Annotated in this window: 13 protein-coding genes; 8 read left to right on the top strand and 5 right to left on the bottom strand. The window is 72.9% G+C overall.

Going from position 1 to position 12,340, the window contains the following annotated elements; translation table 11 throughout:
* On the bottom strand, positions 1 to 377 hold a 377-nt coding region (locus VHA72_RS01470), incomplete at its 3' end, for a hypothetical protein (protein ID WP_325572666.1).
* On the opposite strand from VHA72_RS01470, the gene VHA72_RS01465 reads away from it, so the two are divergent.
* Genes VHA72_RS01465 through VHA72_RS01455 form a run of 3 tightly spaced genes read left to right on the top strand, consistent with a single transcriptional unit; the run spans position 360 to position 3,849 of the window.
* Positions 360 to 1,421 (top strand): energy-coupling factor transporter transmembrane component T family protein, encoded by a 1,062-nt coding sequence (locus VHA72_RS01465; RefSeq protein WP_325572665.1) that lies wholly within the window; start codon positions 360 to 362, stop codon positions 1,419 to 1,421. The two genes, VHA72_RS01470 and VHA72_RS01465, sit on opposite strands and share 18 nt — an antisense overlap.
* Positions 1,418 to 3,049, top strand: coding sequence for an ABC transporter ATP-binding protein (locus VHA72_RS01460; protein ID WP_325572664.1), 1,632 nt, complete (start codon positions 1,418 to 1,420; stop codon positions 3,047 to 3,049). The genes VHA72_RS01465 and VHA72_RS01460 overlap by 4 nt, the downstream gene beginning before the upstream one ends.
* Positions 3,046 to 3,849 carry an ECF transporter S component gene (locus VHA72_RS01455; RefSeq protein WP_325572663.1) on the top strand — a complete coding sequence of 268 codons (804 nt, stop codon included), beginning with the start codon at positions 3,046 to 3,048 and terminating at the stop codon, positions 3,847 to 3,849. The genes VHA72_RS01460 and VHA72_RS01455 overlap by 4 nt, the downstream gene beginning before the upstream one ends.
* A gap of 35 nt (positions 3,850 to 3,884) precedes the next feature.
* Here VHA72_RS01455 and VHA72_RS01450 read toward each other — a convergent pair whose 3' ends face one another.
* The 3 genes from VHA72_RS01450 to VHA72_RS01440 all read right to left on the bottom strand — a co-directional run bounded on the left by VHA72_RS01450 (position 3,885) and on the right by VHA72_RS01440 (position 6,044).
* Positions 3,885 to 4,811 carry an alpha/beta fold hydrolase gene (locus VHA72_RS01450; RefSeq protein WP_325572662.1) on the bottom strand — a complete coding sequence of 309 codons (927 nt, stop codon included), beginning with the start codon at positions 4,809 to 4,811 and terminating at the stop codon, positions 3,885 to 3,887.
* A gap of 56 nt (positions 4,812 to 4,867) precedes the next feature.
* Positions 4,868 to 5,083, bottom strand: coding sequence for a hypothetical protein (locus VHA72_RS01445; RefSeq protein WP_325572661.1), 216 nt, complete (start codon positions 5,081 to 5,083; stop codon positions 4,868 to 4,870).
* Positions 5,084 to 5,201: 118 nt separating this feature from the next.
* A complete protein-coding gene (locus VHA72_RS01440) occupies positions 5,202 to 6,044 on the bottom strand; it encodes an EamA family transporter (protein WP_325572660.1) in 843 nt (280 codons plus the stop codon).
* Positions 6,045 to 6,085: 41 nt separating this feature from the next.
* Here VHA72_RS01440 and VHA72_RS01435 point away from each other — a divergent pair, with 41 nt between their 5' ends.
* On the top strand, positions 6,086 to 7,159 hold the full coding sequence (locus VHA72_RS01435) for a WD40/YVTN/BNR-like repeat-containing protein (RefSeq protein WP_325572659.1): 1,074 nt from the start codon (positions 6,086 to 6,088) through the stop codon (positions 7,157 to 7,159).
* Here the strand turns inward: VHA72_RS01435 and VHA72_RS01430 are convergent.
* The gene (locus VHA72_RS01430) at positions 7,156 to 7,575 is read right to left on the bottom strand and encodes a hypothetical protein (protein WP_325572658.1); all 420 of its coding nucleotides are present in this window, start codon (positions 7,573 to 7,575) and stop codon (positions 7,156 to 7,158) included. The two genes, VHA72_RS01435 and VHA72_RS01430, sit on opposite strands and share 4 nt — an antisense overlap.
* A gap of 86 nt (positions 7,576 to 7,661) precedes the next feature.
* On the opposite strand from VHA72_RS01430, the gene ilvD reads away from it, so the two are divergent.
* From ilvD to VHA72_RS01410, 4 genes are read left to right on the top strand one after another with little or no spacing between them, the layout of a single operon-like run.
* On the top strand, positions 7,662 to 9,509 hold the full coding sequence (gene ilvD / locus VHA72_RS01425; RefSeq protein ID WP_325572657.1) for a dihydroxy-acid dehydratase: 1,848 nt from the start codon (positions 7,662 to 7,664) through the stop codon (positions 9,507 to 9,509).
* The gene (locus tag VHA72_RS01420) at positions 9,506 to 10,570 is read left to right on the top strand and encodes a hypothetical protein (RefSeq protein ID WP_325572656.1); all 1,065 of its coding nucleotides are present in this window, start codon (positions 9,506 to 9,508) and stop codon (positions 10,568 to 10,570) included. The genes ilvD and VHA72_RS01420 overlap by 4 nt, the downstream gene beginning before the upstream one ends.
* A gap of 28 nt (positions 10,571 to 10,598) precedes the next feature.
* Positions 10,599 to 11,624 (top strand): FUSC family protein, encoded by a 1,026-nt coding sequence (locus tag VHA72_RS01415; RefSeq protein WP_325572655.1) that lies wholly within the window; start codon positions 10,599 to 10,601, stop codon positions 11,622 to 11,624.
* Positions 11,617 to 12,312 carry a GNAT family N-acetyltransferase gene (locus VHA72_RS01410; RefSeq protein ID WP_325572654.1) on the top strand — a complete coding sequence of 232 codons (696 nt, stop codon included), beginning with the start codon at positions 11,617 to 11,619 and terminating at the stop codon, positions 12,310 to 12,312. The genes VHA72_RS01415 and VHA72_RS01410 overlap by 8 nt, the downstream gene beginning before the upstream one ends.
* The last annotated feature ends 28 nt before the right edge of the window (positions 12,313 to 12,340 follow it).

The following is a 12,340-nucleotide window of genomic DNA, read 5'->3' as shown; positions in this document are numbered from 1 at the left end:
ACCAAGTCGTCCCAGAAGCCGACCAGGAAGAAGCACCCGCACAAGACGACCACGCATCCGGCGTCACTGAGCGTCAGCCCGACTCCCCGTGTCACCGCCAGCGGGAGCGCGACGGCCTCATCCAGCGCCGGCGCTCTACCTACCACCTCGGCCAGTCCGACGGGTGCCGGCCCCACTCCGTCGGCGAGCACGGAGGTCGCCTCCACGACGCTGCCAGTGGCCCCGTCGCCGACGACCTCCGCCGCCGAGACCGACCAGCCGAGTAGCGGTGGCGGCCTACCGGGCTGGGTCGCGCCGGTCGTCGTGGTGGCCGTCCTGGCCGCCGGCGGCGGCATCGCGGTGGCGCGACGACGCCGCGCATGAGGAGGGATCTCCATCCGCTGGCATGGTGGGCGTGGGCGATCGGTCTGGCGGCGTACGCCTCGGCCACGACCAACCCCTGGCTCCTCGTCCTGCTCATCGGCGTGGCGGCCCTGGTGGTCGCTGCCCGGCGCGGGGAGCAGCCCTGGAGCCGATCGTTCCGGCTCTACCTGGGCGTAGCGGCGGCGATCGTGGTGATCCGAGTGCTCTTCCGGATCCTGCTCGGCGCCACGCCCGGCCACGTCCTGGTACACCTGCCGACGATCCCGCTGCCGCACTGGGTCCTCGGCATCACCCTGCTCGGCCCGCTGACCCGGGAGGCACTGCTGGCCGGCCTCTACGACGGCTTGCGGCTGGCGACGATCGTGGTCGCCGTCGGCGCCGCCAACGCGCTGGCCAACCCCAAGCGACTGCTGCGCAGCGTCCCGCCGGCGCTGTACGAGATCGGTACCGCGCTGGTCGTGGCGGTCACGGTGCTGCCGCAGCTGGCCGAGTCGACCCAGCGGGTACGGCGTGCCCAACAGCTCCGGGCCGGCGACACTCGCCGGATCGGTCGTCTGCGCAGGTTCCTGGTACCGGTGCTGGAGGACGCGCTGGAGCGCTCCCTGTCGCTGGCCGCCGGGATGGACACCCGCGGCTACGGCCGTGCCGGCACCGCGAGCCCACGGCAGCGCCGGACCACCGGCACGCTGATGCTGCTGGGACTGCTCGGCCTGTGCCTGGGCACCTATGGCGTCCTCGACCCGACCGCACCGCGCTGGCTGGCCGCGCCGATGGTGATCGCCGGCCTGGTGCTGGCCGCGGCCGGTCTGGTCGCCGCGGGCCGGCGGGTGGAGCGCACCGTCTATCGACCCGACCGGTGGCGTTGGCCCGAGACCGTGGTGCTGCTCACCGGTCTGACCGTCGGCGTGGTCGGCTGGTGGGTCGGGCATCATCAGGGCGTGGTGGCCTATCCCGACGTGACCGGCGCCCCGACGGTCAGCCTGGTGGCGCTGGTCGGCGTACTCGTCGGGCTGCTTCCTGCCGTGGCCACCCCCGAGCCGGCGGTGGCGGCGGCATGATCCGGCTCGAGGACGTCACCGTCACCCACGCCGGCGCGAGCGCGCCGGTCCTCGATCATGTCAGCCTCGAGGTCGAGGAGGGCGAGCTGCTGCTCGTCTCGGGACCCACCGGCTCGGGCAAGTCCACGCTGCTCGGCGTGGTCAGCGGGCTGGTGCCGCGATTCAGCGGCGGCACGCTGAGCGGCGACGTGCTCCTCGACGGGCGCTCCGTCGTGCACACTCCGCCGCGGGAGCGCGCCGCGGTGATCGGGTACGTCGGGCAGGACCCGGCGGCCGGCTTCGTCACCGACACCGTCGAGGAGGAGCTGGCCTACGGCATGGAGCAGCTCGGCCTGCCTCCTGCGACGATGCGGCGCCGGGTCGAGGAGACGCTCGACCTGCTCGGGATCGCCGACCTGCGCGCCCGTGACCTGCGCACCCTCTCCGGTGGCCAGCAGCAGCGCGTCGCGATCGGTTCGGTGCTGACCATGCACCCACGTCTGCTCGTCCTCGACGAGCCCACCAGCGCGCTGGACCCGACCGCGGCCGAGGATGTGCTCGCCACCCTCACCCGGCTGGTGCACGACCTCGGCGTGAGCGTGCTGCTGGCCGAGCACCGGCTGGAGCGGGTGGTGCCGTTCGCCGACCGGATCGCGCTGCTCACCGGCTCCGGCGAGGTCACACTCGGGTCGCCGGCCGACGTGCTGGCGACCTCGCCCGTCGTACCCCCGCTGGTCGAGCTCGGCCGAGCCCTGGGCTGGTCGCCGCTGCCGCTGACCGTGCGCGACGCCCGCCGCCGCGCTCGTGGACTCGACCTCGCCCCGCCGGTGCCGGCCGAGGCGCCTGGTGGCCCGCTCGCGCTCTGCGCCCGCGGGGTGGGTGTGACCCGCGGGCGCACCGTCGCGCTGCGCGAGGTCTCGCTCGACTTGTACGGCGGCACCGTCACCGCGCTGATGGGTCGCAACGGTGCCGGTAAGTCCACCCTGCTGTGGGCGCTGCAGGGCAGCCAGCCGCGGCAGGCGGGCAGCGTGCGGGTGGGTGGCGAGGACCCGGCCGCGCTCGATCCGGCCGGCCGACGCGCCAGGGTCGGGCTGCTGCCGCAGACCGCGGCCGACCTGCTCTACCTGGAGACCGTCGCCGAGGAGTGCCGCGCGGGCGGGGTGGGCACCCGCGCGCTGCTGGACCTGCTGGTGCCCGGCATCCCCGACGACAGGCATCCGCGCGACCTCTCCGAGGGCCAGCGGCTGGCGCTGGCGCTGGCCCTGGTGCTCGCGGCACGGCCCGACGTGGTCCTCCTCGACGAGCCGACCCGTGGACTCGACTACGCCGCCAAGGCCCACCTCGCCCGGATCCTGCGCGACCTGGCCGACGCCGGGCACGCGGTGCTCGTGGCCACGCACGACGTGGAGTTCACCGCCCAGGTGGCCGACCGGGTGGTGGTGGTGGCCGAGGGCGAGATCGTCAGCGAGGGACCGACCCGGCGGGTGGTGGCGGAGTCGCCCGCGTTCGCACCCCAGGTCGGCAAGGTGCTCGGCCCGGGCTGGCTGCGGGTCGACGAGGTGGCCGCGGCCGTCGGTGAGACCCAGGCACCTGACCTTGCGCCCCCTCGATCGGCGTGTCGCGGTGAGGAAGGTCAGGTGCCCGGATGACGGCGGTCCGACTCTCGCTGCGCTCCGGGGCGGTGCTGGCGCTGGCCTCGCTGGCCGGGCTGATGATGCTGTGCTGGCCGTTGCTGGTGCACGGCGGCGGCACGGTGCAGCCGCCGTTTCTGTTCCTGCTGCTCCTGCCGGTGATCGTGGCCGTCGTGCTTGCCGAGCTGGGGGAGGGCGGCCTGGATCCGCGGGTGCTCGCGGTCCTCGGCGTACTCAGCGCCGTCAACGCGGTGCTGCGCGGCATCTCCGCCGGTACCGCCGGGGTGGAGCTGGTCTTCTTCCTCCTGGTGCTGGCCGGGCGGGTGTTCGGCCCCGGGTTCGGGTTCGTGCTCGGCTGCACGTCGCTGTTCGCCAGCGCGCTGACGACCGCCGGGGTGGGGCCATGGCTGCCCTACCAGATGCTGGTCTCGGCCTGGGTCGGGATGGGGGCGGGGCTGCTGCCGCGCCGGGCGTCGGGACGCACCGAGATCGCGATGCTCGCGGCGTACGGCGTGGTCGCGTCCTACGTCTACGGGCTGTTGCTCAATCTCCAGGGCTGGCCGCTGCTGACCGGTGTCGCGGTGCCGGGCCACACCGGCAACCTGTCCTTCGACCCGTCCGCGTCGCTGTGGCAGAACCTGGCCACCTTCGGCCGCTACACCCTGCTGACCTCGACCGGCAGCTTCGATACCGGCCGCGCCATCACTACCGCCGTCGCCGTGGTCATCCTCGGTCCCGCGGTGCTCACCACCCTGCGGCGGGCCGCGCGGCGGGCGACCGTGGTGGGGGTAGTTCGGGGGGAAACGGTCGGTTACTGACCAGTAAAGCGACAGTTTCTCCCCGAACTACCCCGCTAACGCAGCGCGCCGACCCGGCCGACCCGCTCCAGGAACTCCAGCAGCAGCCGGTGCACCCGCTCGGGCTGCTCCATCTGCACGAAGTGGGAGCCGTGCAACTGCACGTAGGTGCCGTCGGGCACCCGAGCTGCGGCGGAGGCCATGTGGCGGGCGCCGGCGAGCAGGTCCCAGGAGCCGGCGACGAAGAGCACCGGCACCTTGATCCGGCGCAGTGAGACCCGACCGTGCTCGGAGGTGCGCAGCGCGAGGTGGAAGTACCACTCGATCGGGGTGCGCAGGAACTCGTGCAGCGCCAGCGCGGCCAGCTCCGGGTCCGGCACCGGGAAGATCAGGCCGGTGCGGGAGAGCGCATCGATGGTGTGCGGGCCCACCGGCAGCCGGGTGGTCAGCGGGGTGAGGACGCGGCCCGCGAGCCGCAGCCCGCGCGAGGCGCCCACCGTCACGGCGCGCACCAGCGGCCGCGGCAGGTAGAGCGGTCCGAGCATGGTGGAGAAGGTGTCCCCCGGTACGCCGGCGACCGCGAACAGCCCCGCCACCCGCTCCGGATGCTGCGCGGCGAGCTCGAACATGGTGTTCACGCCGACCGACCACCCCATCACCACCGGGCGGTGCAGCCCGAAGTGGTCCATCACCGAGAGCGCGTCCTCCACGAACTGTTGGACGCCGACCCGGTCGGGGTCGTCGGGGCGGTCGGACCCGGCGGTGCCGCGGTGGGCCCAGGAGACGACCCGGACACCGCAGTCGGTGTGCAGCAGGGCCGGCCAGTTCCACGGCGAGGTCGCCAGGCCGTTGCACAACAGCACCGTGGGCCCGTCGATGATCCCGTCGGGGTCGTTGGTCCAGGCCCGCAGCAGCGTGCCGTCGTCCGAGAGGACATCGCGGAAAGCGACGGTCGAGCGCGCCGCGGCCTTCGGCAACTGCATGCCTCGATTGTGCCGTAGCCGGCCCAGGCCACGGCCGGCGTCGTCTGTGGAGTGCGTCACCGGGCCTGGCGGGGTCGGGGCACCTCGGTGCGGTCGGCGCGCCAGGAGGCCAGGAAGCGCTCGACGTCCTCGCGCTCGGCACGCCGAACGGACAGCGCGGCGAGCGCGGTGCGGGCGTTGCGGCGGGCACGCACCGCGGAGGTGGTGGGCCACTCCAGCGACCACTGCAACGGCTTGATGAGGGTATGGGGGACCAGCAGGAAGGGTGACATGAGGACTCCCGGAGCGGGGGATCAGGGGAACCGTCTCGCTCACAGTAGGCCAGCGGTCAAGGGCGTGGGCGACGCCCGTCTCACCCTTTGGTGACAGCCAGGTTAACCGGGCCGTCGGCTACGCCGACGGCTCCGCGCCCCAGTCTCGAGTAGCCCCGACGCTGGCCGCCACCACGCACAGCAGTGCCACCCACTGCAGTACGCCGAGGGTCTCGCCGAGCACCGCCAATCCGGCCAGCGCCGCCACCCCGGGCTCCAGGCTCATCAGGATGCCGAAGACCGCCGGCCGCAGCGTCCGCAGCGCGACCAGCTCGCAGCTGTAGGGGATCACCGAGCTGAGTACGCCGACCACCGCACCGAGCGCGAGCACCCGGGGCTGCCCGAGCTGGTCGCCGTACCTGCCGAGCGTGAGCGGGGTGAGCAACAGCGCGGCGACCGTGGAGGCGATCGCCAGGCCGTCCAGCCCCGGCCAGCGCGCCCCGGTGCCCCTGCTTAGCAGGATGTACGCCGCCCAGGCGGCCCCGGCCAGCAGGGCGAACCCCACCCCGGCGAGGGTGAGCGAGCCCGGCTCGAGGCCGAGCAGCAGCACACCGATGCCGGCCAGCAGCACCCACAGCAGGTCCCGCGCCCGACGGGAGCCGACCACCGCCAGCGTCAGCGGCCCGGCGAACTCCACCATCACCGCCATGCCGAGCGGGATCCGGGCGAAGGACTGGTAGATCGACCAGTTCATCAGCCCGAGTGCCGCGCCGAAGCCGATCGCCAGCTGCCAGTCGCGCCGACTGCGCCCGCGCAGCCGCGGCCGGGTCCAGGCCAGCATCACCAGCGCCGAGACGCACAGCCGTAGCCAGGCGATGGTGGTGGGGTCGGCGTCGTCGAACAGCGACTTGGCCACGCCCGCGCCGAACTGCACCGACACGATGCCGGTCAGGACGAGCAGCACCGCGGATTTCACCGTCATACCTGCTGACACCGGTGAGGGCACGGGGTCACCCTAGGAGCATGAGCACGATGCTGATGGTCGGGACCCGCAAGGGGCTGTGGCTCGGCCGGTCCGACGACGCGCGGGCGAGCTGGGACTTCGACGGGCCGCACTTCGACGTGGAGGAGGTCTACTCCTGCCTCGTCGACGCGCGCGAGGAGGCCACGACGCTCTACGCCGGCGCGTCCAGCCTGTGGCTGGGTCCGGTCGTGCGGCGCAGCACCGACGGCGGCGCCACCTGGCAGGAGACGTCGGTGAAGTTCCCCGACGACGTCGACGAGAGCGTGTCGCGGATCTGGCAGCTGGCAGTCGGGCCGGACGGGACGGTCTGGGCCGGCACCGAGCCGGGCGCGGTGTTCCGCTCGACCGACGGCGGGGAGAGCTTCGCGCTGATCCGCGGGCTGTGGGACCACCCGCACCGGACGCAGTGGAACGCCGGCTTCGGCGGCCAGGCATTCCACACGATCCTGCCGCACCCCACCGACCCGGACTCGGTCACGGTGGCGATCTCGACCGGCGGGGTCTACCAGACCCACGACGGCGGCGAGGCGTGGGAGCCGCGCAACCAGGGCATCCGCGCGATCTTCCTGCCCGAGGGCCAGCAGTATCCGGAGTTCGGCCAGTGCGTGCACAAGATCGCCCGCGACCCGGTCCGGCCCGAGCGGCTCTACCTGCAGAACCACGGTGGCGTCTACCGGTCCGACGACGAGGGCGGCTCCTGGCGCTCGATCGCCGACGGGCTGCCGGCCGACTTCGGCTTCCCGGTCGTGGTGCATCCGCGCCGGCCCGACACGCTCTACCTCTTCCCGATCCAGGCCGGCGAGCATCGCTACCCGCCCGAGGCCAAGGCCCGGGTGTGGCGCTCCACCGACGCGGGGGAGAGCTGGCAGGAGCTGGCCGACGGGCTGCCGGACAGCTTCTACGTCGCGGTGATGCGCGACGCCATGTGCGCCGACGACCAGGATCCCGCCGGGGTGTACGTCGGCGCCCGCAACGGCACGGTATGGGGCTCGGCCGACGAGGGCGAGACCTGGCGGTCGCTGGCCTCGGACCTGCCGGACGTGATGGCGGTGCGCGCGGCGCTGATCCCCTAGATCCCTCCGGCCTGGTCGTGGGCCGAGCGCACGCAGGCCGGGTCGTTCGGCGTGTCGGAGCGCTGCAGGCAGGCGCCGTCGTACACCGGTCGGCTGCCGAGCGGAGCGTGCAGCCGCACCTCTGCGTCGAGGCCGGCGGCCAGGGCGACGCACGTCCCCGACGCCTTCAGGTAGGCGGTCACCACGACCCGGTCCGGCTGCTCCCGCAGGCTCGCCGTGCCGGTGTCGCACGGGCTGCCCTCGAACTCGACGCGAAGCCGGTCGCCGGTGACGGCGTACCGACTCCACGTCGTCGCCCGTCGCCCGTGGTCACCACCGCGGTGGGAACCCGCCCGGATCAGCAGCACGCCGGCGACGAGGATCAGCACCACGATGCCGATCGCTCCCACCCAGACGTCAGCCGTACGCCGCCGCATGGGGACAGCGTCGCCGCCAAAGGCCCGACCGTCCAGTCTTGAGGACGCACCCCTCGCCGTGCCGACGGCGGGGTTAGCCTTGGGCCATGCCCACGCTCCGTTCCGCCACGTCCACCCAGGGCCGCAACATGGCCGGCGCGCGCGCCCTGTGGCGCGCCACCGGCATGACCGATGACGACTTCGGCAAGCCGATCATCGCGGTGGCCAACTCGTTCACCGAGTTCGTGCCCGGGCACGTGCACCTGCGCAACATGGGCAAGCTCGTCGCCGACTCCATCAAGGAGGCCGGCGCGGTTGCCAAGGAGTTCAACACCATCGCCGTCGACGACGGCATCGCGATGGGCCACGGCGGGATGCTCTACTCGCTGCCCAGCCGCGAGCTGATCGCCGACGCGGTCGAGTACATGGTCAACGCGCACTGCGCCGACGCGCTGGTGTGCATCTCCAACTGCGACAAGATCACCCCCGGCATGCTGCTGGCCGCGCTGCGACTCAACATCCCGGTCGTCTTCGTCTCCGGCGGCCCGATGGAGGCCGGCAAGACGGTCGCGATCGAGGGCATCGTGCACGAGAAGCTCGACCTGATCGACGCGATGATCGCCAGCGCCAACGACAACGTCAGCGACGAGCAGCTCGCCACCATCGAGCGTTCCGCCTGTCCGACCTGCGGCTCCTGCTCGGGCATGTTCACCGCCAACTCGATGAACTGCCTCACCGAGGCGATCGGCCTCTCCCTGCCCGGCAACGGCTCCACGCTGGCCACCCACGCGGCCCGCAAGGACCTCTTCGTCGGGGCCGGCCGGACCGTCGTCGAGCTGGCCCGGCGCTACTACCAGGACGGCGACGAGTCGGTGCTGCCGCGCAGCATCGCCACACGGCAGGCCTTCGAGAACGCCTTCGCCCTCGACGTGGCGATGGGCGGGTCGACCAACACCGTGCTGCACCTGCTGGCGGCCGCCCGCGAGGCGGAGCTGGGCTTCACCGTCGACGACATCGACGCCGTCTCGCGGCGGGTGCCGTGCCTGAGCAAGGTTGCGCCGAACAGCCCGAAGTACCACATGGAGGACGTCCACCGCGCCGGCGGCATCCCGGCCATCCTGGGTGAGCTGAACCGTGCCGGCCTGCTCAACACCGACGTCCATGCGGTGCACGCGCCCGACCTGCAGTCGTGGCTGGACGAGTGGGACATCCGCGGTGGCAAGGCCTCCGAGCGGGCCCACCAGCTCTTCCTGGCCGCACCCGGCGGGGTGCGCACCACCGAGCCGTTCTCCACCGAGAACGTCTGGAGCAGCCCCGACCTCGATCCGGTGGAGGGGTGCATCCGCGACCGCGAGCACGCCTACACCGTCGACGGCGGCCTGGCGATCCTCAAGGGCAACCTGGCCGAGGACGGCTGCGTCGTGAAGACGGCCGGCGTCCCGGAGGAGGTGTGGACCTTCCGCGGTACGGCGAAGGTCTACGAGTCCCAGGAGGACGCGGTCGCCGGCATCCTCAACAAGGAGGTCGAGGCCGGCGACGTGGTGGTGATCCGCTACGAGGGACCCAAGGGCGGTCCCGGCATGCAGGAGATGCTCTACCCGACCTCGTTCCTCAAGGGCCGTGGGCTCGGCCAAGCGTGCGCGCTGATCACCGACGGCCGCTTCTCCGGCGGCACCTCCGGCCTGTCCATCGGGCACATCTCGCCCGAGGCGGCCGGCGGTGGCCTGATCGCGCTGGTCGAGACCGGCGACCCGATCTTCATCGACATCCCCCACCGCACCATCGCGCTCGAGGTCGATCAGCTGGTCCTCGACGAGCGGCGTGCGGCCCAGGAGAAGCGGGACAAGCCCTACACGCCGCTCGCGCGTGACCGGAAGGTCTCGGCGGCGCTGCGGGCCTACGCCTCGATGGCGACGGCCGCTTCCGACGGCGCCTATCGCCGCGTCCCCGAGTGAGCCACGGCTCCACTCGGGTCGCCCTCCACGCCGCGCTGGCAGCGCTCGGCGTGGTGGTCGTCGTCAACGGCTTCGGGATCGCGGCGAACGACGCCGGCCTGATCGACATCGGCCTGGCCGCGGTGGCGCCGGCGGCGGCCGCACCGGGAGGCCACGGCGGTCCGGTGGCCACCACCGGCAAGATCGCGGACCGGGGGTCGTCGGCCGAGCCGGCGGCGGTCGTCGCGGCCCAGTCAGCGACCCAGTCACCGGCCCAGTCACCGGCCCAGTCACCGGCCACCCTGCCCGGCGGCCGGAGCACGGTCTTCGGCGGCGGCCGGTTCCTGGTGGCGTACTACGGCACGGCCGGCACCGGTGCCCTCGGCGTACTGGGGAAGACCTCGCCGGCGAAGATGCAGCGCCAGCTCCATCGCGCGGGCAAGAGCTTCGCCCGGGCCGGTCGTCCGGTGCAGCTGGTCTACGAGCTGATCGTCACGATCGCCGACCGGCACCCGGGCAAGGACGGCGACTTCAGCCACGACATCAACCGCAAGCAGGTCAGGCCCTACCTGCGGGCGGCGCACCGCAACGACGCGCTGCTGCTGCTCGACATCCAGCCCGGCCATGCCGACTTCCTCAGCGTCGCCAAGCGCTGGCGCTGGGCGCTGGCGGACCCGTGGGTCGGTCTCGCGCTGGACCCGGAGTGGCGGATGAGCGGGCACGACGTGCCCGGCCGGGTGATCGGGCACGTCGGGGCCGGCGAGGTGAACCGCACCTCGGCCTGGCTGGCACGGCTGGTCGCGCGCGACCACCTGCCGCAGAAGCTGTTCGTGCTGCACCAGTTCCGCACCGCGATGATCCGGCACATCGACCGGGTCAAGGCCCGGCCGGGGCTGGCGATGGTGCAGCACGTCGACGGGTTCGGCACGCCGGGGGAGAAGAAGCAGACCTTCCATGCGGTGGTGCGGCCGCGGAGGTTCGTGCTCGGCTTCAAGCTCTTCTACCAGGTCGACATCCACCGGATGAGCGCCCGCCAGGTCGTCAAGCTGCGCCCCAGGGTCCGGTTCGTCAGTTACCAGTGAGGGCCCGGTCGCCTGGAAGGATGGCGGCATGGCGACGCTCGAGGGACTCGGCCAGCGACTCGTCGACGTGGGGCCGCACAACGGCGCGCACCGGGTCGCCTTCCGGGCCGCCGTCTCGGTGCTGGTGCCGCTGCTGGTCCTGGATGCCACCGACCACCTGAGCTGGTCGCTCTACGCCGCCTTCGGCGCCTTCACCTCGCTCTACGGCCGCGAGCGAGTGCATGCCCAGCGGCTACGCCTCCAGGCCGCGGCCGGCGCCTGGCAGGTCGGCGCGGTGACGATCGGCGCGCTGGTCGCCGCCTCCGCGCACCGGTCGTGGCTGGCGGTGCCGGTGGCCGCCGTCGTCGCGGTGCTCGCGGCCTATGCCTCGGCCGTGCAGGGCTGGCATCCGCCCGGGTCGCTCTTCCAGGTCTTCGGGGTGGCCGCCGTCGCGACGGTGCCGGCCACGCTGTCCGACGTCGTACCCGCCGTGCTGGTCTCGGCCGCGGCAGCCGTCTTCGCGATCGGGGTGGGCAGTGCGGGCGCGCTGCTGCGACGAGTACGGCGCGGCGGCTCCCTCGAGGTGGCCACGCCCCTGGGGGGCGCCGTCGAGGGTGCCTGGCGCTATGCCCTCCAGGCCGGTGTCGGCGTGCTGGTGGCAGGGGCGGTCGCCAACGCCTTCGGGATCGGCCGGCCCTACTGGGCGATGGTCGGCGCGGTGGTGCCGCTCGCGGCCCGGGCGCTGACCATGCAGGTGGTTCGCGGCATCCACCGGCTGGTCGGCACCGGGCTGGGACTGCTGGTGGCCTGGGCGCTGCTGGCGCTGGGCCCGCACGGCCTGGTCGTCATCGTGCTGGTCACGCTGCTGCAGGCGCTCGCCGAGCTGATCGTGGGACGCAACTACGCCCTCGCGCTGGTCGCGATCACCCCGCTGGCGCTGCTGATGGGCGACCTGGTACGGCCGATGCCGGTGGGCGAGCTGATCGGCGATCGGGCACTGGAGACGCTGATCGGCGTGGTGATCGGGATGGTGGTCGGCTACGTGAGCCGGCCGAGGGGAGGGGCCCATGCCTGAGGAGTACGGCGAGCCGGTGCCGGGCTGGACTCCGCCCCCGTGGCCGGAGCCGGTCACCCTGACCGGGCGCTACGTCACCGTGCTGCCGCTGGACTCGGCCTACTACAGCGACCTGTTCGCGGCGACCTGCGGGCCCGGCGACGACCCGCTGTGGACCTACCGCACCATCGAGCGACCGACGTCGCTGCCCACGCTGTGGATGCACCTGGCCGAGCTCCTCGACTCGCCGACGGACGTCACCTTCGCGCTGGTGCCGACCGAGGGTACGGCGGCGGGACGGGCCGCGGGCATCGCGTCGTACCAGCGGATCGAGCCGACGCACGGCCAGGTCGAGCTCGGGGGAGTGCTCCTCGGTCGGACGCTGCAGCGCACCCGAGCCGCCACCGAGGCGATCCACCTGCTGATGCGGCACGCATTCGACGAGCTCGGCTACCGGCGTTTCGAGTGGAAGTGCGACAGCCTCAACGAGCCGTCCCGGCGCGCCGCGACCAGGCTCGGCTTCACCCACGAGGGTCGTTTCCGCCATCACATGGTGGTCAAAGGTCGCAACCGCGACACCGACTGGTTCTCCGTCACCGCCGCGGAGTGGCCCACGGTCCGCGCGGCCCACGAGCGCTGGCTCGACCCGGCGAACTTCGACGCGGACGGCCGCCAGCTGACCGCGCTGAGCGAGCTCACCCCCCGCTGACTGTCGGCCGTCCATGCCATGGTGGACC

The sequence above is a fragment of the Nocardioides sp. genome, from assembly GCF_035547795.1.
Taxonomy (GTDB): Bacteria; Actinomycetota; Actinomycetes; order Propionibacteriales; family Nocardioidaceae; genus Nocardioides.
Note: the sequence above shows the minus strand (reverse complement) of the source record. Positions and strands in the feature narration are given on the sequence as shown.

Coding starts and splice junctions, on each gene's coding strand:
- VHA72_RS01465 (WP_325572665.1), top strand. CDS start 360: ATGAGGAGGGATCTCCATCCGCTGGCATGGTGGGCGTGGGCGATCGGT.
- VHA72_RS01460 (WP_325572664.1), top strand. CDS start 1,418: ATGATCCGGCTCGAGGACGTCACCGTCACCCACGCCGGCGCGAGCGCG.
- VHA72_RS01455 (WP_325572663.1), top strand. CDS start 3,046: ATGACGGCGGTCCGACTCTCGCTGCGCTCCGGGGCGGTGCTGGCGCTG.
- VHA72_RS01450 (WP_325572662.1), bottom strand. CDS start 4,811: ATGCAGTTGCCGAAGGCCGCGGCGCGCTCGACCGTCGCTTTCCGCGAT.
- VHA72_RS01445 (WP_325572661.1), bottom strand. CDS start 5,083: ATGTCACCCTTCCTGCTGGTCCCCCATACCCTCATCAAGCCGTTGCAG.
- VHA72_RS01440 (WP_325572660.1), bottom strand. CDS start 6,044: ATGACGGTGAAATCCGCGGTGCTGCTCGTCCTGACCGGCATCGTGTCG.
- VHA72_RS01435 (WP_325572659.1), top strand. CDS start 6,086: ATGAGCACGATGCTGATGGTCGGGACCCGCAAGGGGCTGTGGCTCGGC.
- VHA72_RS01430 (WP_325572658.1), bottom strand. CDS start 7,575: ATGCGGCGGCGTACGGCTGACGTCTGGGTGGGAGCGATCGGCATCGTG.
- ilvD (WP_325572657.1), top strand. CDS start 7,662: ATGCCCACGCTCCGTTCCGCCACGTCCACCCAGGGCCGCAACATGGCC.
- VHA72_RS01415 (WP_325572655.1), top strand. CDS start 10,599: ATGGCGACGCTCGAGGGACTCGGCCAGCGACTCGTCGACGTGGGGCCG.
- VHA72_RS01410 (WP_325572654.1), top strand. CDS start 11,617: ATGCCTGAGGAGTACGGCGAGCCGGTGCCGGGCTGGACTCCGCCCCCG.